Annotated in this window: 16 protein-coding genes; all 16 read left to right on the plus strand. The window is 35.6% G+C overall.

Annotation, left to right across the window (positions count from 1 at the left end; translation table 11 throughout):
* Positions 1 to 9 precede the first annotated feature (9 nt).
* The 16 genes from K401_RS0113170 to K401_RS0113250 all read left to right on the plus strand — a co-directional run bounded on the left by K401_RS0113170 (position 10) and on the right by K401_RS0113250 (position 18890).
* Positions 10 to 933, plus strand: coding sequence for a glycosyltransferase (locus K401_RS0113170; protein ID WP_024293391.1), 924 nt, complete (start codon positions 10 to 12; stop codon positions 931 to 933).
* A gap of 3 nt (positions 934 to 936) precedes the next feature.
* Positions 937 to 2415, plus strand: coding sequence for a flippase (locus K401_RS0113175; protein ID WP_024293392.1), 1479 nt, complete (start codon positions 937 to 939; stop codon positions 2413 to 2415).
* A gap of 26 nt (positions 2416 to 2441) precedes the next feature.
* Positions 2442 to 3746 (plus strand): hypothetical protein, encoded by a 1305-nt coding sequence (locus K401_RS0113180; RefSeq protein ID WP_024293393.1) that lies wholly within the window; start codon positions 2442 to 2444, stop codon positions 3744 to 3746.
* Positions 3747 to 3764: 18 nt separating this feature from the next.
* Entirely contained in the window at positions 3765 to 4946 is a 1182-nt protein-coding gene (locus K401_RS0113185; RefSeq protein WP_024293394.1) for a hypothetical protein, read from the plus strand.
* A gap of 179 nt (positions 4947 to 5125) precedes the next feature.
* Positions 5126 to 6157, plus strand: a complete 1032-nt coding sequence (locus tag K401_RS0113190) for an NAD-dependent epimerase/dehydratase family protein (RefSeq protein ID WP_207641472.1) — start codon at positions 5126 to 5128, stop codon at positions 6155 to 6157.
* A gap of 18 nt (positions 6158 to 6175) precedes the next feature.
* A complete protein-coding gene (locus tag K401_RS0113195; protein WP_024293396.1) occupies positions 6176 to 7411 on the plus strand; it encodes a nucleotide sugar dehydrogenase in 1236 nt (411 codons plus the stop codon).
* Between the two features lie 57 nt (positions 7412 to 7468).
* Positions 7469 to 8545: a glycosyltransferase gene (locus K401_RS0113200; protein WP_029700771.1), complete on the plus strand. Its 1077-nt coding sequence runs from the start codon at positions 7469 to 7471 to the stop codon at positions 8543 to 8545.
* Positions 8546 to 8582: 37 nt separating this feature from the next.
* Positions 8583 to 9671 (plus strand): glycosyltransferase, encoded by a 1089-nt coding sequence (locus K401_RS0113205; RefSeq protein WP_024293397.1) that lies wholly within the window; start codon positions 8583 to 8585, stop codon positions 9669 to 9671.
* A gap of 29 nt (positions 9672 to 9700) precedes the next feature.
* A complete protein-coding gene (locus tag K401_RS0113210) occupies positions 9701 to 10528 on the plus strand; it encodes an NAD-dependent epimerase/dehydratase family protein (RefSeq protein WP_024293398.1) in 828 nt (275 codons plus the stop codon).
* An 80-nt stretch (positions 10529 to 10608) separates the two neighbouring features.
* The gene (locus K401_RS0113215; protein ID WP_051464034.1) at positions 10609 to 11136 is read left to right on the plus strand and encodes an acyltransferase; all 528 of its coding nucleotides are present in this window, start codon (positions 10609 to 10611) and stop codon (positions 11134 to 11136) included.
* On the plus strand, positions 11133 to 12323 hold the full coding sequence (locus K401_RS0113220; RefSeq protein ID WP_024293400.1) for a hypothetical protein: 1191 nt from the start codon (positions 11133 to 11135) through the stop codon (positions 12321 to 12323). The genes K401_RS0113215 and K401_RS0113220 overlap by 4 nt, the downstream gene beginning before the upstream one ends.
* Before the next feature lie 25 nt (positions 12324 to 12348).
* Positions 12349 to 13281 carry a WaaS/CpsH family glycosyltransferase gene (locus K401_RS0113225; protein WP_024293401.1) on the plus strand — a complete coding sequence of 311 codons (933 nt, stop codon included), beginning with the start codon at positions 12349 to 12351 and terminating at the stop codon, positions 13279 to 13281.
* Positions 13282 to 13284: 3 nt separating this feature from the next.
* Complete coding sequence (locus K401_RS0113230) at positions 13285 to 13869, plus strand: acyltransferase (RefSeq protein WP_024293402.1); 585 nt, start codon at positions 13285 to 13287, stop codon at positions 13867 to 13869.
* Entirely contained in the window at positions 13851 to 15317 is a 1467-nt protein-coding gene (locus K401_RS0113235; protein ID WP_024293403.1) for a lipopolysaccharide biosynthesis protein, read from the plus strand. Before K401_RS0113230 ends, K401_RS0113235 begins: the two co-directional genes overlap by 19 nt.
* A gap of 708 nt (positions 15318 to 16025) precedes the next feature.
* Complete coding sequence (locus K401_RS0113245; protein ID WP_278246390.1) at positions 16026 to 17423, plus strand: sugar transferase; 1398 nt, start codon at positions 16026 to 16028, stop codon at positions 17421 to 17423.
* Between the two features lie 60 nt (positions 17424 to 17483).
* Positions 17484 to 18890 carry a GumC domain-containing protein gene (locus K401_RS0113250; RefSeq protein ID WP_024293406.1) on the plus strand — a complete coding sequence of 469 codons (1407 nt, stop codon included), beginning with the start codon at positions 17484 to 17486 and terminating at the stop codon, positions 18888 to 18890.
* Positions 18891 to 19107: the final 217 nt, after the last annotated feature.

Consider the following 19107-nt stretch of genomic DNA (forward strand, 5'->3'; position numbering starts at 1 on the left):
GAGGTGACTATGGACATTGGCGTTGTTATTGTAACGTATAATCGAATAGAAAAATTGATGGAAACACTGGACCTGTTTTCCAAACAGACGAAAAGCCCGTTATATGTGATGATTGTCAATAATGCCAGCACTGATCAGACGGCAGCGTTTTTGGAGTCGTGGCAAAGAAAAAAGGAAGGCTTTGAAAAAATAGTGCTGAATCTGGTAGAAAATATCGGCGGAAGCGGAGGATTTCATGAAGGACTTAAGAAAAGCCTGTCCATGTCTGCGGAATGGGTATGGGTATCGGATGACGATGCAATGCCGGAAATCAATGCGCTGGAAAATGCTCATGGCTATCTAGAAGAGAAAGAAGAGCACTTGGATGAAATATCTGCGATTTGCGGGCAAGTAATAAATAATGGAACGATTGATACAAATCACAGGAAAAATTATACCAGCAGAGGATTTCGCATTTTTGAGCAGCCGGTACCTGAAGAAGAGTATGCAAAGGAAGAATTTGAAATAAATGCATTTTCATATGTAGGAACGATCATCAACCGTAATAAGATGAAGAAAGTTGGTGTTACCTTAAAGGAATATTTCATCTGGTGGGATGATACGGAGCACAGCCTTCGATTAAGTAAGGCGGGGAGAATTATATGTGTTCCTGACATCCGGATTCATCATGATGTTGGCAGAGGTGAACACGGGGTGACCTGGAAAACGTATTATGGCTTCCGAAATATGACTGATATGTATCGGAGACATATGCCGAGGCAGTGCTTTGCGTATTTTGCGTTGAGAGTAATGGTAAAAATAGTTTTCTTTTCGATAATGAAAAAAAGAGTAGTGGAAATTATAATATTGAAAAAGGCCTTTTCAGATGCTATAAAAGGGAAATTTGGCATTGATCCAGTATATAAACCTGGATGGAAGAATGAGGAAATATGATAAATGCAAAAGGAAAGATCATTAAAGTTTAATTTTATAATGAATTCATTGCTTACTGTGTCATCAATTATATTTCCGCTGATTACGTTTCCATATGTATCCAGAATTCTGCTCCCCGAAGGAAATGGCAAAGTATCCTTTGTTGCATCAGTTGTCGCATATTTTTCAATGCTTTCTCAACTGGGTATCCCCACTTATGGTATAAGAGCTTGTGCTAAAGTGAGAAATAATAAGGAAGAATTGTCTCGAACCGTACACGAATTGTTTATCATAAATTTAATAATGAGCCTTTGGGTGTATTTTATATTTGCATGCTCTTTGTACCTGGTTCCCCAGTTCAGAGAAGAGAAGACGTTATTTATTATAACCAGCTTAACCATAATATTTAATGCCATAGGTGTAGAATGGCTCTATAAAGGTCTGGAACAGTATGCTTATATAACAGTCAGGTCAATTATCTTTAAGTTTATTGCATTAGTTGCTACATTCTTGTTAATCCATCAGCAAAGTGATTATGAAATTTATGCTGCTATTTCAATATTTGCGGGCTCAGCGTCTAACGTTTTAAATTTTATACATGCACATAAATACGTTACAGTGAAGCCGGTAGGACACTACCATATGAAACAACACATAAAGCCGGTGTGTATTTTCTTTGCCATGTCTTGTGCGGCGACAATATACACAAATTTAGACGTAGTTATGCTGGGCTTTTTGAATGGTAATATTGAAGTAGGATACTATAATGCAGCAATAAAAATAAAAACAATTTTAGTCAGTGTTATTACATCATTAGGTGCGGTTATGCTTCCCAGAGCTTCTTATTACGTGGAACAAGGGATGAATGCAGAGTTTATACGTTTAGCTAGAAAGGCTGTACATTTTGTCATACTTGTTGCTATGCCTGTCATGACTTATTTTATATATTTTGCAAAAGAAGGGATTTTATTTCTGTCAGGAAAGGAATTTGAAGCTTCTATATTACCGATGCAGATTATTATGCCAACATTATTGTTAATTGGACTAACGAATATTATGGGGATACAAATGTTAATACCAATGGGGAAGGAGAAAATTGTACTTTATTCAGAAATTGCGGGCGCATGCGTCAATCTGGCAATTAATTTCATCCTAATTCCACGAATGGCCTCATGTGGCGCGGCAATAGGTACTCTGGCAGCGGAAGTTGTGGTATGGATTGTACAATATACGGCACTAAAAAAGGTTGTGGCAGAGATGTATAAAAAGCTGAAGTATATACCGGTTTTAATTGCGCTTACTTTAGGGAGTGCCGTTTCCTTGTGGGTCAAGTCATTTCCATTCATTGACTTTTTTAAATTAATTATTTCTTCTGTTTTGTTTTTTGGGTGTTATATACTGGTACTGATCGCTTTTAAGGAACCACTGATTCTTGAAATGAAGAGAGGCTTTGTAAGAATAATGCAGAAGGCTGTAAATAGAAAATCAAATTTTCCCGGCTAAACTGGAGCTAATGAAGGAGGTTTATTTTGAAGCAAATCAAATCCATCTATCTCAGAAATATATATGGAGAAATCATGAAAAGAAAAAAGCTGTTGCTTGCTTTTGTGCTGTTGTCTGCTTTGGTGTTTGCAGCTGTAGGCTATCAAAAGGGAGCAGACGGTGCGCAGCTTTCTGAAGAGCAGGAAAAGAAGGTTCAGGATTATCAGAATACAATTGCTGATTATGATAATACCATATCGGAGCTGGACCAAAGCCTGGAACTGGTTCAAAAGCAAATTGACCAATTACAGGAATATGTAGATCACTCGATCTATATGAAATTAGATTACCAGAATATTTATGCAGCTTCTGCTCAATTTGCCATATCCAATACTGGTGGTACGGGCAATGTCCTGAACTCATTTACTTATTTTATAAATGAAGGGGGCCTGTTAAGTGGTTTATCAGAAGAGTACGGTGATGTAGATGCCAGATATTTGAAAGAAATAATAATGTGTTCAACAGGAAGCAATATTTTGAATATTACGGTTTATCATCAAGACGAAGATCAGGCTAAAAAGCTTTTGGAGTCGATTGAAAAGCTTATTGATGAACAGACACCTGTAATAGCTAAGACCCAGGGAGCATTTACGATTCAAGAAATAAGCTCATCGAGTTTTACGAAGGCTGATGTGAATGTTGCGAATACACAAAATAGTAATACGAATAATTTGAAGAATTTTTTGAACAACAAGGTTGATTTGGAGAATAAAAGAATTTCTCAGGTAAATGGTAAAAGTTCATACATTGAGAAAAATGAAACAAAAATTAATGCAATAGCTCCGGTTAATCCATTCAAAGAAGGAATGAAATTTGCAGTGACAGGTGCAGTTTTTGGAATACTGATCTTATGGTGCTTTTATTCAATTAAATATATTCTGGGCAATTCTTTGAAATCGAAGGAGGACCTGCTTAGTGCTAATCTGCCGGTTATCGCCACTTATAGTTCTGCAAAGGGGTATCTTCCATCCTTAGACCGGACCGCCTTAGATATACAACTTTGGTCAGAGCAATATCAGATGTCAGGAATATTCATTAATGCGTTAAGCGAAGATGAATTGGCAAAAAAGGTGGTTGGAGACTATAAAGACAGGATTAGTCAGCTAGATTTGTCGGTTGATACTGGGGGATGTGTGAATGATGATGCTGGAGAATTAAGGAATATGATTAATGCGAAATATAGTATTATGATTGTACAGGCGGGTAAGACTTCTTATTCGCAGATAAGTGAACAGATTGGGGTGTGTGAAAAGTTTGGAGTAAAGATTCTGGGATATGTAGTTGTAGAATAAGGTGGTCAGGAGTTTATAATGAAGCATAAAATAACAGGTTTAAAACAATATGTCAATACAATCTGTTCAAAAGAAGGGCTTTTTTTTGCAGGATTCATTATTTATCTTAGTCGGGGAATGTGGGAAACAACCATGCTTCCTCTTAATACAGGTTTTAGTCAGGTGTGTTTACTTCTGACCATATTTTTTGTTGGATTGAAAATACTTTTTTATGACACATACTCTGCCGGGGAGTATATTGGTTTGATAATTGGATTTGGATGCACAATTCTGATATATTTAAATAGTGGATATCTGAATCCTTTTTTTGGGGTTTTGCTTCTAACAGGTTGTAAAGATATTTCATTTGAAAAAATTTTAAAAGTCTATCTGGTTATTGCAGGTTCAATAATGGTTTTGGCATTATGTGCAGCTCTCTTGGGGGTGATTGAGAATCTTATCTATAAATCTGATGGCAGAGGAGTACGTATTGCATTTGGAAGTGTTTATGTAACGGATTTTGCTTCACATATTTTTTATATGATTCTGGTGTTCTGCTATTTGAAGGCAGAGCGGTTGAAAACTTATCATTTTGCGGGTATTATAATCATAACAGGTGTGGTCTATTATTTTTGTAGAACACGTTTGGATTGTATAAGCATGCTTTTAATTGTGATTATTTTTGGCATTAATCAGTGGCTGCATAGATTTCCCTATGATAAAAATGGGGTGTTAACGAAATGGAAGTGTTTTTGGAAAGAATTTGGTTTGGTGAGTATGCCTTTATTTACTCTGGTTTCCTTTGTTGCTACAGTGTCTTATCAAGAAGAAAATAAAGTGTTGGTCTTTATTGACAAGATAATATCATCCAGAATACAGCTAGGGAAAACCGGTTTGGATATGTATTCAATCCGGTTATGGGGCCAGCCAGTTGATATGATTGGTGCGGGTGGAACTGCTCAATTACCGGCTGATTATTTTTTTATTGATAATTCTTATATTCATCTACTTCTTAGATTTGGTTTAATATTTACTATTGCATTATTAATAATTTATATATATTGCTGCTATAAACATAAAGACGATATATATTTTCTTTTTGCAGTTGTTATAATCTCGCTGAATTGTGTAATTGCACATCATATTTTGGATGTGGCTTATAATCCGTTTGCATATGTATTGTTAGCTTGCGGTATGAGAAGAAATACTCAATTTTCTTAATATAATCTTAAGCAGTTGCGATTTTATCTTGATCGTGTTAAAATTTTATAAGAGCATAAATAGTTTGTGAAATCTAACAATTATGAGTTATTTGTAAAAATGAGTCTGTATAATATAAATATATTTGTTGAAAATATTCTAAAGTATAAAAAGAGGCAATTAATATGCAGAAAATTGATTTGAAAAATAAGACGGTATTGGTAACTGGTGTCGCAGGTTTTATTGGTTCCAATTTGGCTGAAAAACTGCTCTCCAGTGTTGAAGGTGTTCACATTATCGGGCTTGATAGTATGAACGATTATTATGATGTGCGGTTAAAGGAAGCAAGGCTAAAAAGCTTATTAGATCATAGCTGTTTCATGTTTGTTAAAGGCAATCTTGCGGATAAATCCGTTATTACGTCAATATTTGAAAAGTTTAAACCTCAGATTGTTGTAAATCTTGCTGCGCAGGCAGGTGTAAGGTATTCTATAACAAATCCAGATGCCTATATGGAATCTAATTTAGTTGGTTTTTACAATATTTTAGAAGGATGTAGAAATTATCCAGTTGAGCATTTAGTATATGCTTCAAGTTCATCTGTTTATGGCTCAAATAAAAAAGTCCCTTACTCTACGGAGGATAAGGTGGATAATCCGGTCAGTTTATATGCGGCAACAAAAAAATCAAATGAATTAATGGCGCATGCATATTCAAAGCTTTATAACATTCCTTCGACAGGGCTTAGATTTTTTACGGTATATGGACCGGCCGGACGCCCGGATATGGCATATTTTGGATTCACTGATAAATTACTTGCTGGACAGACAATCCAAATTTTTAATTATGGGAACTGCATGCGAGATTTTACATATGTAGATGATATTGTAGAGGGTGTTATAAAGGTAATGCAGAAAGCCCCGGATAAGGTTGCTGGGGAAGATGGATTGCCACTTCCTCCATACAATATTTACAACATTGGAAGTAACCATCCAGAGAGTCTGTTGGATTTTGTGATGATATTACAGGAGGAACTGATTAGAGCCGGTGTGTTACCAGAAGATTATGACTTTGAGGCTCATAAGGAACTGGTAGCTATGCAGCCGGGAGATGTACCAGTGACGTATGCGGATACAAGCGCGCTGGAACGAGACTTTGGATTCAAACCGTCTACATCACTGCGTGACGGGCTGCGTAAGTTTGCTGAGTGGTACAAAGAGTTTTATATGTAATTGAGGAGATAATACATTATGGAAAAGAGATATAACATTGCCGTAGCTGGTACTGGATATGTTGGACTGTCTATTGCGACTTTGCTCGCACAGCATCACCATGTGACAGCTGTGGATATAATTCCGGAGAGGGTTGAGCTTATTAACAATAGAAAGAGTCCTGTTCAGGATGAATATATTGAAAAATATCTGGAACAGAAGCAATTGGATTTAAGGGCAACTCTGGATTCGAAATCAGCTTATAAGAATGCTGAATTTGTTGTGATTGCGGCACCGACTAATTATGACAGTAAGAAGAACTTCTTTGATACAAGCGTGGTGGAAGCTGTTATTAAGTTAGTTATGAAATATAACCCGGAAGCAACTATGGTTATTAAGTCGACTATCCCAGTTGGATATACAGAAAGTGTAAGAAGAAAAATGGGAACAGATAAGATCATGTTTAGTCCGGAATTTTTAAGGGAGTCAAAGGCTCTTTATGATAACTTATATCCTTCTCGTATTATTGTTGGTTGTGATGAGGCAATGAGAGATAAGGCGGAGATTTTTGCGGGATTATTACAAGAAGGTGCAATTAAGGAAAATATTGACACACTGTTCATGGGATTTACGGAGGCGGAGGCAGTTAAATTATTTGCCAATACTTACCTTGCATTGAGAATAAGTTATTTCAATGAACTGGATACATATGCTGAAATGAAAGGTTTAGATACACGGCAGATCATCAATGGCGTGTGTTTAGATCCCCGTATTGGCTCTCATTATAACAATCCGTCCTTTGGGTATGGTGGATACTGTCTGCCAAAGGATACCAAACAATTATTGGCGAACTATGGGGCTGTTCCTCAGAGTATGATGTCTGCAATAGTGGAAAGCAATAGAACAAGAAAAGATTTTATTGCAGATAGAGTATTGGAAATCGCTGGTACATATGAAGCAAATGATGTCTGGAGTAGGGCGAAAGAAAAGGAAGTGGTAGTTGGTGTGTACAGACTAACCATGAAGAGTAATTCCGATAACTTCCGTCATAGTTCTATTCAGGGGATTATGAAGCGTATCAAGGCAAAGGGAGCCACCGTGATCATTTACGAACCAACTCTCGAAAGTGGCGAAACTTTTTTCGGAAGTAAGGTAGTTAATGATTTAGAGAAGTTTAAGAGAATGAGTTATGCAATTATTGCCAATAGATATGACAGCTGTCTGGATGATGTGGAAGAAAAAGTTTATACACGTGATGTTTTTAGAAGAGATTGACGGAACGTGTAGTCAGGCTGACATGTTTGATATATGAGTTAGGAGAGAACAATCAAAGTGGCAAATCAGGGAAAAAAGAAAATATTGTATATAGTCGAGGCCATGGGTGGAGGCGTGTTTACATATATTGTAGATCTGGCAAATGAGTTGGTTAATTATTATGATATGTACATTGCTTATGCTCTAAGACCGCAAACTCCAGCAGGTTATAGAGATTATTTTGATAATAGAATAAATTTAATTCAGGTTAAAAATTTTGACCGCGCTATTGATCCGATAAAGGATATTAAAGCTTTTTTTGAAATCAGGAAGATTGAAAGGGAAGTGCGGCCAGACATCATACACCTCCATAGCAGTAAAGCCGGAGCAATAGGAAGATTTGCTTTTAATGGAAAAAACGTGCCTTTGTTTTACACTCCGCATGGATATAGTTTTTTAATGGAAAACTACAGATCTGGAAAAAGAGTTATTTTTAAAACTGTGGAAGCGGTGTGTGCGAAGAGAAGTTGTACTACTATTAGTTGCAGTGAGGGTGAGCATCAGGAATCCTTGAAGCTTACAAAGACTGCGGCTTATGTAAATAATGGCATAAACCTCATAGAATTAAATCAATTAACAGAAGGAATGATAATTGACAAAAATCACCCTTTTACAGTGTTCACATTGGGGCGTATTTGCCATCAAAAAAATCCAAAGTTATTTAATCAAATAGCGGAGGCTCTACCAGAAATAAAATTCATATGGATTGGTGATGGGGAACTCAGAGAACAGTTAGTTTCGTCTAACATTGAAATTACTGGTTGGGTCATAAGGCAGGATGCTCTTAAGATTTCAATGAATGCTGATGTGTTTCTCCTTACTTCATTATGGGAAGGCTTGCCGATGAGTCTTCTTGAAGCAATGTATATGAAAAAAATTTGTGTGGTGAATAATGTGATTGGAAACAGGGATGTGATACAGAATGGAAAGAATGGATTTGTGTGTAATTCCATGGATGAGTTTGTTGCAGGCATCAAATCGGCATTAGACAGTAATAAGGGAGAAATGATTAAATTGGCATATCAAGACATATTAGAAAAATATAATACTGCTGTAATGGCGCAAGGCTATAGAAAAATATACGAGAAAAGCTAAAAGATATTCACAATATCAATATGAGGAGATTGGTCAAATGAATATATTATATGTTTCGGCACTTGAGGGAGGGAAATATTCTGGACCTTTATATAGTGTCCCAAAACAAGTTCAAGCACAGGCGAAAATAGATAATGTGTATTGGGTGAATTTAACTGAAATTTCTACGGTCAATAGGTTTGACGAAAATTTATACCATTATATTCCGTTAAAACGCTTTAGGCTGTCAGGTCTTCCTGAACCATTTAATAAGCCGGATTTAATTGTATTTGAGGAATTTTTTAAAATTGAATGCTGTAAGGTTGGAAGAGATGCGGTAAAGAATAAAATTCCTTATATTATTATCCCGAGATGTCAGATGACTGGAAAATATCTTCAGAATAAGAAGCTTAAGAAGATGCTTGCAAGCATTATTATGTTTTCGGATTTTGCAAAAAAAGCACTTTCGGTCCAATTTTTAACACCACAGGAGCAAGTGGATAGTGTTGAATATTTTAAAGGTAATTATTTTATTATACCAAACGGGATAGATATCCCGGAGCAGACAGTTTCTTTTAGAAATAAAACTGACTATACAGGCACATTTATTGGAAGATACAGCATATGGCAAAAAGGACTTGATCTGCTTATTAAGGCGATAGAAAAAGAAAAAAAAGTGTTAGAAGAACACCATTTGATATTTGAATTGTATGGTCCAGATGAACGAACTGGATCCAGCCAGGATATTATTGAACTTGTGAAAGAAAATAAAGTGGAACATTTAGTCCACGTAAATGGTCCGGTTTTTGACGATGAAAAGAAAAAAAAATTACTTGATTCGGATTTCTTTATCCATACTTCGCGATTTGAAGGTATGCCAATGTCTGTTTTGGAAGCCTTGTCATATGGATTACCATGTGTTGTGACGCAGGGAAGTAATTTAAAAGAAGATGTGGAATTATATAATGCTGGCTGGGGAGCGTCAGATACGGTTGAAGATATAGCGAATGTTCTTAAGAACGTTGCTAAAAATCTTGACTTGTTACAAGTGAAAGGTACTTATGCAGTTGAGCTGGCCAAAAAATATTCATGGGGCAGCATTGCGAAGGAAAGCCATGAGTATTTTATGAACGCATTGAAAAAATAAGCACAAAATTGTGATGTTGAGGAGATCTTATGAAGATATTGGTAACAGGGGCAAACGGATACCTTGGACAGGGGATTGTAAAAAGTATTCTGGACAGTGATAATAGCGTGGTCGCGGCAGACTTTAAAGTTCAAAATATTGATGAACGTGCAGAGAGAAAAGAGTGTAATTTGTTTGAACTGAATAATCCGTATGAGTATTTTGGTAGACCAGAGGTACTTTTACATTTGGCCTGGAGAGATGGATTTGTTCATTATTCGAATACACATATTGAAGAGTTGCCAAAGCATTATGAATTTTTGAAAAACATGATGGAGACAGGTGTAAAGCGTGTTGCTGTAATGGGCAGTATGCATGAAATAGGTTTCTTTGAGGGAAGCATTAAGGCAGACACTCCATGCAATCCGACGACGCCATATGGAATCAGTAAAAATGCACTTCGCAGCCTGACTTTTATGCTCGCTAAACAGCAAAATGTATCTGCGCAGTGGTTTCGCGGTTATTATATAGTAGGAAATTCGAAATTTGGAAGCTCTATTTTTTCTAAAGTAACAGCGGCAAATGAAGAAGGAAAAACGGAGTTTCCATTTACAATGGGTCAAAACCAATTTGATTTTATTGATTACACTGAATTCTGTAACCAGGTTGCGGCAGCGACAGGTCAGGATAAAGTAAATGGAATTATTAATATTTGTTCTGGAAAGCCGGAAAAATTAGCTGATAGAGTAGAACGCTTTATTAAAGAAAGTGGATATAATATTCGGCTAAAGTATGGAGAATTCCCTGATCGTCCATATGACTCTAAGGCCGTCTGGGGTGATAATAGTAAAATCAACGAAATACTTAAAAATCAATGATTTTTGGACATTCATTAAGTTGAGACAATTTTAAAAGTGGTGAGAGTAAATGCTTCATCCGCTATGAGAGGAAGAAAATAATGAAGTTCTTTAGTTGTATAAAACGATTAAATTTTAAAATTGTATCTTTGTCAAAAAAGGCGTGGTGGGCATTGGAATATGGACCGTATTTGGAACTTCAGAAACAGGTTTCGTTTCGAAAAGGTATGATAATTAATATTTCTGATGATGCGATTGTCAGGGTGGGCAGGAGAACCTTCTTTAATAATTATTGCTCTATCAATGCGCATGGGGAAATCACCATAGGGAACGATTGCCTTTTTGGTGAAGGAGTAAAAATATATGATCATAATCACATATTTTATGCTGAAGAGAAAATAAATGAGCAGCCATATAGTATTGGAAAAGTTGTGATAGGCAATAACTGTTGGATTTGCAGCAATGTCATCATTTTAAAAGGTGCTGAAATTGGTAATAATTGTACTATATCTGCGGGATGTATCATTAAGGATAAGATCCCGGATAATTCCCTGGTAAGAAAAGATGAAGGGGCACAAGTCATTGAAGTGATTCATGTCAGAAAGAATAGTGATGAGAGTAGATTATGAATAAGATAAGTCGTATTTTCCTGCCGATTATCATGATGATAGTCTGGCTAATGCCTGTATCAAATCAATGGAATACACTTAATGATGAGATGGTACGTAATTGTTATCTTTTAAATCTGGTTGTTTTATTATTAGTTCTATTTTATGAAGGGCGTTTAAATAGAAAGCAGCTACTTATATCGTCATGTATTGTATTAATATTATTCATATCGACTATACTGTATTTCCAACTTAATCGCAGCATAGCCAGAATCTCGTATGGATATCTACTTAATTATATTCCTTTTTGTGTGCTTATTAATATAAAAATTGATAAATTAAGTAGAAGTGAAATATTAGATTATCTATTTGTGATGATTTGTTCTTTGCTAATTGCCGTTGGTATTTTGACTATCTTGGGAAATGGTCTTATAGAACGGCTGTTGAAGACAAACTATATCGTTCATTATCCACATATTTATATGGTTATGTGGAGTGGTCATAAAACTGTTACTTTTTTTGGAACACACTCCATAGCTGCATATATATATTTTATGCTTTGGTGGTTAATAGATTACCGAGCACAGGTAAAAATGAGTATATTAAATTATGTTCTTATGGCAGGAATATTTTTAATTATAATCCTGTGCAAGAGCGTTTCTGCCGTATTGTGTGCAGGTTTGATCGCAATGTATTATTATGTAAAATGGATAAGAAGAACCACAAAGAAGAACGTCATATTATCGCTTTCATTAATTGTTGTGGGACTTTGTGGGATCGCTGTAAATATTAATACTTTAATGCAGATATTAGGTTCCAGAGAGAATGGGATTTTAGGCAGATATGGTTCTACCGGAAATTTAACGGACACACTTTATTACACATTCACTAACATAATCCCGATGGGTATTTGTGATATCAATGGTTTGTGGCTTACAGACGGCGGACAATATATTCATTTTATTAGAGGCGGAATTTTGCTGGTTGGATTATTCTATTTTGGGTTATACCGTTTCATTAAAATGAATATTAAGGATAAGGGCAGGGGAACTTTTTTATTTGTGTGTTTTTTACTATTTGAAATAGGCTATCAATTTACAATGTGTATGCGTTTCTTTATGATCATGTTGTTTTTTGTGGCTTATTATGGGTATTTGCGCAAAGAGAGGGAATATACCAATGCCATTATTAACCAATCGTATTTATAATGCCGTTGAAAAGGAAGTGCCGTGCATGAAGAAATTCGTGATCGTACCGGAAAAAAAATATTATTTTTTTAGTGATATACATGATGATGATATTTACATCGAAGAAGAACCATTTGTAGCAGAGACAAATAAAGTGATCCGCACTTTTCAAAGAATGTTAAAAAGATTTGGTTTGTGGAGGATATATTTGCTTTTTCTCGGTAACTGGAAATTAAGACTTAAGGAATGTGATGAATGTATTATATTTGATCAGGCCTTTTCCTTATCCATTGTAAAGATAATAAGACAGTTTAATTCTAATGTGAATATACATATTTACTTATGGAACCCAACTTTTAAAGACATAAGCATTGTGAAGAAACTGAAGAAAGTATCAACCTTTACCCATGTCTGCTCTTTTGATAAGAGCGATTGCGAAAAGTATGGTTTTACATTTTCGCCGATGATTTATGATTTCAATGCATTTAAAGAAAAAGCAGTAAAATTTGAATACGATGTAATATTTGTGGGATATTTAAAAAATAGAGTAAACATGTTAACAGAAATCTATAACCAATTAAAAGCTGCTGACGTAAAAAATTATTTTTACGTCTTGGATAATAATAATAATACAGAAACGGTTCCGTTTGAGTTGAAAAAAGGATATTTAGATTATAGGGTATACAGAAATCTGATGTTATCTTCAAAAGCGGTATTGGATATTGTTCAAGACGGACAAATCGGGTTGACGATTAGAACAATGGAAACTATATGTTTTGAAAAGAAATTAATAACAAATAATAAAGATATCATGAACTATGATTTTTATAATAGTAATAATATTTTTGTGATTGGAGTAGACAGTTTAGATAATCTGACTTCCTTTATTAATACTCCGTTTGAAAAAATAAACGAAGAAATAATCCGTAAATATAATTTTGTGGATTGGGTTAAATCATTTTCTGATGAGAGAGGATAGGGAATGGGTTTTATAAAAAAGGTTCATGATAAGTGGAATGATTTATGGATTATATATGGGATAAGGAAAAAGAATCCAGGCATCAACAAATCTGTTAAATATAAAGAACCTGCTAACCTTGTTTTAGGAGATAATTGCAGGATTGGTGAGAATAGTTATTTGCTGTGCTGGAATGAGTATTCATTTGGGAAATTGAAGCAAAATCTTAAAGGAACTATTACCATTGGCAACAATTTTAGCGCAACCAGGAACCTTACCATTCAAAGTTGCAACAGTGTCTTTATCGGCAATGATGTATTGGTTGCGTCAAATGTTTTTATTTGTGATTATAATCATGGTATTTTGAATACAGAGGGTTCCTATCTGGACAATCTTTTAACACTTTCCAGGGTATCTATTGAGGATGGTGTCTGGATTGGTCAAGGGGCATATGTATTGCCAGGAGTTCGGATTGGAAAAAACTCAATTTTGGGTGCGGGTAGTGTTGCTGTTAAAGACATACCGGAATATTGTATGGCTGTTGGAAATCCGGCAAAAATTGTAAAACGTTATGACAGGAATTTGGGAAAATGGATTTCAATAAATTAAAGTTGGCAGGTATTTTAATGGGAAATAATAGTGGCTCAAAAGTGTTAAAAGCTTCCGTTGTATATATTCTTGTCAGTTTAGTCAATAAGGGGATTGGTATCATAACGGTTCCTGTCTTTACGAGGCTTCTGACTACTGAAGAGATGGGAACGGTAACGACATGGATATCATGGTTGACGGTGCTTACTCCAATTACTTCGTTATCTCTGGTATCGGGATCCATTTATATTGCTATGAATGAATATAGTGATAGACGCGAAGCTTATCAGTCATCAGTTCTTACACTTACGTCTATTATTTCGAGTATGTGTCTGGTTATCTATGTACTCTTTCATAGTTACCTTAACCAGCTGTTTATGTTACCTACCACACTGATGATTTTTATGTTCATATATTTGTTTTTTTCGCCTGCTCTGGATATGTGGATGCTGAGACAAAGGTATGAATATAATACGAAAAAAATGGCGTTAGTCACGTTGGCTTCCAATTTATCTGCGTCGATCGTTGCGGTCGTTCTGGTATTGATCCTTCAAGATGAACCATATGATTTGGGTAATATCAGAATTTTTGCAACATATACCATTACCGGAATATTTGCGCTTTTTTGCTATTTCAAGATTTTTCGAACTGGAAAGGTAATGTTTAATAAAGAATTCTGGAATTTTGGAATCAAGTTGAGTGCACCATTGATGGTGCATACCTTGGCAAAGAATATTCTTGATGTGTCAGATCGTTCCATGATTTCACTTTATTGCGGAAAAGGTGATGTAGGAATCTATGGAACAATTTATTCTATCAGTACTTTGTCACTGATAGTCTGGAACTCCATAAATAGTGCGTTTGTACCGTATTTATATGAAAAACTTGAACATGGCGGTGAAGAAGATACACGTGATATTACTAAGTTAACTTATATTATGATATTTCTGTATGCCATTGTCTGTATTGGACTTACGGCAGTTGCACCAGAACTTGTAAGGATACTGACTACGGAAGAATATTATGAAGCTATTTATATCATACCTCCATTATCTGCCGGAATCTTCCTGACTTGTGTATATAATATTTTTTCAAACGTGGTATTGTTTCATAAAAAGTCAGTTGGAATTATGTGTTCAACGGTTGTCGCAGCAGCTATTAATATAAGCTTAAATGCTGTTTTTATTCCAATGTATGGTTATATAGCTGCGTCTTATACAACCTTAGCCGCATTTGTTGTTCTGGCAATATCACAGGGGATTGTGATGGTGCACATACATGATAAAAAGTTGTATGATATGAAAATGATTGCATTCATATCAACAATTGTTGTTATGCTGTGTGTTGCTTTTAATGTACTGTATCGTTCTACATTGATAAGGTATCTTGTTATTCTTGTTTTAGCTATAGTAATATTTGCGTCTAAAAAGAGTATTGTACGGGTACTGAGTAAATTGAAGGGTAATTAATGAAAAACGACAGAGAGGATATAGGTACGGGAGGATTGTAAATGAAGTGTTGTACTGGACTGAGGCGCTTGTATCAATCATTTTACGAAAGAATTATCTGTCATAGTAATCCTGTTGGATATGCAAAAAAAATGGTGTGAATATTACAGGAAATTTGAAAATATATGGTGAGGTAGTCTGGGGGAGTGAGCATTTATCAAAAGCAATACCCGACTTAGAGGTGAGTAGACCGATTAAAATCGGCAATGATGGAAACGACGTACTCATTCTTTCTGGAGTTAACTATAGGAAATGATGTAGTATTGGGTGCAGGAGCATTGTAACAAAAGATATCCAGACAATTCTGTGGCTATTGGTACACCTGCAAAGGTCATAAAACCAGCAGATGAAAATTTGGAAAAACTCAAATCAGAATCTTCATATTTAGGAAATTTACCAGCTGAAAAAAGACATTGCTTTAAGAAAATATTTTGGTATACAGGAAATACGAAAGGAATTTATTTTTGAATTAATAAAGCTTATGAAAATTGTAATTGTTTATAAATAAGGTATATGTTAATATATATTATAGGCATCAAAAAAATGACTAATTTGTATGAACTAATTAAGTTACTTTGAGCTATTAGATAAATTTACATATATATCTAATAATTAATAAAACAGGGTTATTATATAGGAGCATAGAATATGTATCAAAAGAGAAAAGCAATGGAAAATTTCCTGATTCTTATCATAGATATTTTTGTCATCTGGATCAGCAGTGGTATAGCATTTGGCTTGAGGTATGGAATGCTATATGGAAGATATAATCATATCGATCAATTATGGCAAATTACCCTTATAAGCCTGTTGTACGGAATGATGAATTTTCTTACAGATAACAATCGCCATTTTTTTAGAAGAGGAACTTTTGAAGAATTCGTGGCAGTAATCCGTAACCAAACCTTATTTTCCATATTATGGGTTGTCATCTTATTCCTTATACACAGGAGCAGCGACTTATCCCGTTTGGTTTTTGGATATTTTATTGTAATAAATATCATTTTTACTTGTATCCTCAGAGTGGTATTTAAGCAGTTTATGATTAAAATCTATAAAACCAGTAAATACAGCAGCCGCCTGTTAATTGTGACAACCTCCGGACAAATTGAAACAATAGTAGAAAACCTGATCGGATATAATGAATGGAATCGTATCGTGATTGGAATTGTTTTGACTGATCGATCAGAGATTGGAGAAGCTGTCTGTGGTTTGCCGGTCGTGGCGGATCAGGACACTCTTCTTGATTACGTAGTCCATAATAATGTAGATGAAGTTTTCATAAATGACAGCAATATTATACATGAAACAACTTTGAAAGAGTGGGTATCAGAGCTTGAGAACATGGGGGTCATAGTAGATCTTAATATTGACATTTTTAATATCCCGTCAAGTGGTAAAAAGGTATTGAACCGTGTTGGAAAGTATGCAGTAGTAACTTTTGCCAGAAATATTTTTTCGGCGAGGCAGGTAGTGGCTAAAAGGATGCTTGACATAGCCGGAAGCCTGGTTGGAATGCTGCTGCTTGCCATAGCAACGATCTTCGTGGCCCCGGCTATTAAGCTGAATTCCCCGGGGCCTGTTTTCTTTGGCCAGACACGGGTTGGAAAAAACGGAAGAAAGTTTACTTTTTATAAATTCCGCTCCATGTATCAGGATGCAGAGCAGAGAAAAAAAGAACTAATGCAAAAAAACGAAGTAAAAGGCCTCATGTTCAAAATGGAGGATGACCCAAGAATAACAAAAATCGGAAAGTTCCTGCGAAATACCAGTATTGATGAGCTGCCTCAGTTTTGGAATGTTTTACGGGGAGATATGAGCTTAGTAGGCACCAGGCCCCCGACGGTGGACGAGTTTGAACGGTATGAAGCAAAACATAAATGCCGTTTGAGCATGACCCCGGGGCTTACCGGATTATGGCAGATCAGTGGACGCAGTGATATCAAGGATTTTGATGAAGTTGTAAAATTAGATATGCAATATATTGATAATTGGTCCATTTTAAAGGATATCAAAATTTTGATTTTAACAGTCTGGGTGGTTTTGACAGGAAAGGGATCCAGATAATGTTTGCTTTACTCCTACTGTATGGCAAAAGGAATAATTATAGCTTAAAGGAGAAGACAGATGAATAACAATGCTTATGAGCAGGAGATTAATTTAAAAGATTTGCTGTTTACTGTTCTTAGAAAGTGGCGGCCCATTATGCTGACTGCGTTCGCACTTGCAATTCTGCTCGGAGGATATAAGGGCGGAAAAGAACTGATGAATCAGGGAAACGAGGAGTTTGTATCAGACCTAAAAGAGCAGTATAAAAATGATTTGGACAAGTACGAACAGTCAAAAAAAGGATATGAGAGAGACATTGCCAATCTTACTGCAAGCATTACCTATCAGGAGAAGTATAAGGAAAATTCCATTCTTCTAAAGATAGACCCTTATAATAAAGGGACGGCATCGGTGGATGTTTTTGTCAGAATGCTGGAGCCATCACAGGAAATGGGACTTACGGTGCTGACAGTGGACTATGCGGACGGAGTCGTTAAAGCATATGCCTCTGCGATTCAGCAGGGAGGATTTTTAGCAGGTTTAGCTGAGCAAAAGGGAATTGATTTAATATATCTAAAAGAGTTGATTAAGGTTACTGTGGATTACGACAGCAACATGTTTAATGTGAGCATTACTTATCCGGATGAAATAGGTGCTGAGGAGATACTGAATGAAATTATAGATAGCATAGAATCTGAACAGTCTGAGGTGCAGGAAAAATTAGGGCAGCATAGCATATCATTAATGAACCAGGATGTGGGTGTGGTTACAGACCAGTCTTTGACGGATTACCAACAGCAGAAGGTGAAAAATTTAACAGATACAAATAATAGCTTAAAAGAAGCTGAGGAGGCTCTGGACGAGTTAGTAGAGCCGACAAAACCTGTTGCGTTATCTAAAATCTCAATATTAAAAGCAGGAGTAAAATACGGAATACTGGGTTGGATTGCGGGAGCATTTTTGACCGCTTTTGGAATAAGCGTTATCTTTGTAATGAACGGTAAATTAAGTACGGACAACGATTTAAAGGATCGCTTTGGCTTGAAGTTTTTAGGTGGATTTACGGAGAAAAGAGATAAAAAGTCTTTTTCTCGTATTGATGAATTGTTGGATAGCTTGGAAGGAAAAGAGAATATACCTGATGAATTAGTCTGCGATATGATTGCTGTAAATATTCATAATTTTATTCTTGAAGACAAGTCAATATTCCTTACGGGAACCGTGGAAAAGGAAGTTTTAGAAAGCTTAGTGATAAAACTTCAGAAGAGGCTTCCTGAGCTTAAACTGGAGTTTGGCGCAGATATGACCAGAAATGTACTGACATTACAAAGAATTCCGGAATACGATGAGATCATTCTGGTAGAAACCCGGAAAGAATCAAGGCATAAGGAGATAGAGAGGGAAGTTGAAACCGTCTTAAATTTGAAAAAAAATATAGTGGGATATATTATGCTGGATTCCAGTAAAAGTTGCGTAGACGCTTAAAGTTAAAGGCGTAAAAAACTGTAACCTAAAATTTGAATGGATTCAACTAGCCTGATTCTGATTGGCAATGAAGTTTTTTCGATTTTTCAAGTAGTAAAAATGGTCTGCCCGTTAATAACGGGCAGAAAATATCACAAAATCTATAGGTTACTATAGTAATTTATAGATTGAGACGAAAAGCTAAAATCAGTTATTAGATCATAAACTGTTAAAACAT

The organism is Lacrimispora indolis DSM 755, assembly GCF_000526995.1.
In the GTDB taxonomy this organism is placed as follows: Bacteria; Bacillota; Clostridia; order Lachnospirales; family Lachnospiraceae; genus Lacrimispora; species Lacrimispora indolis.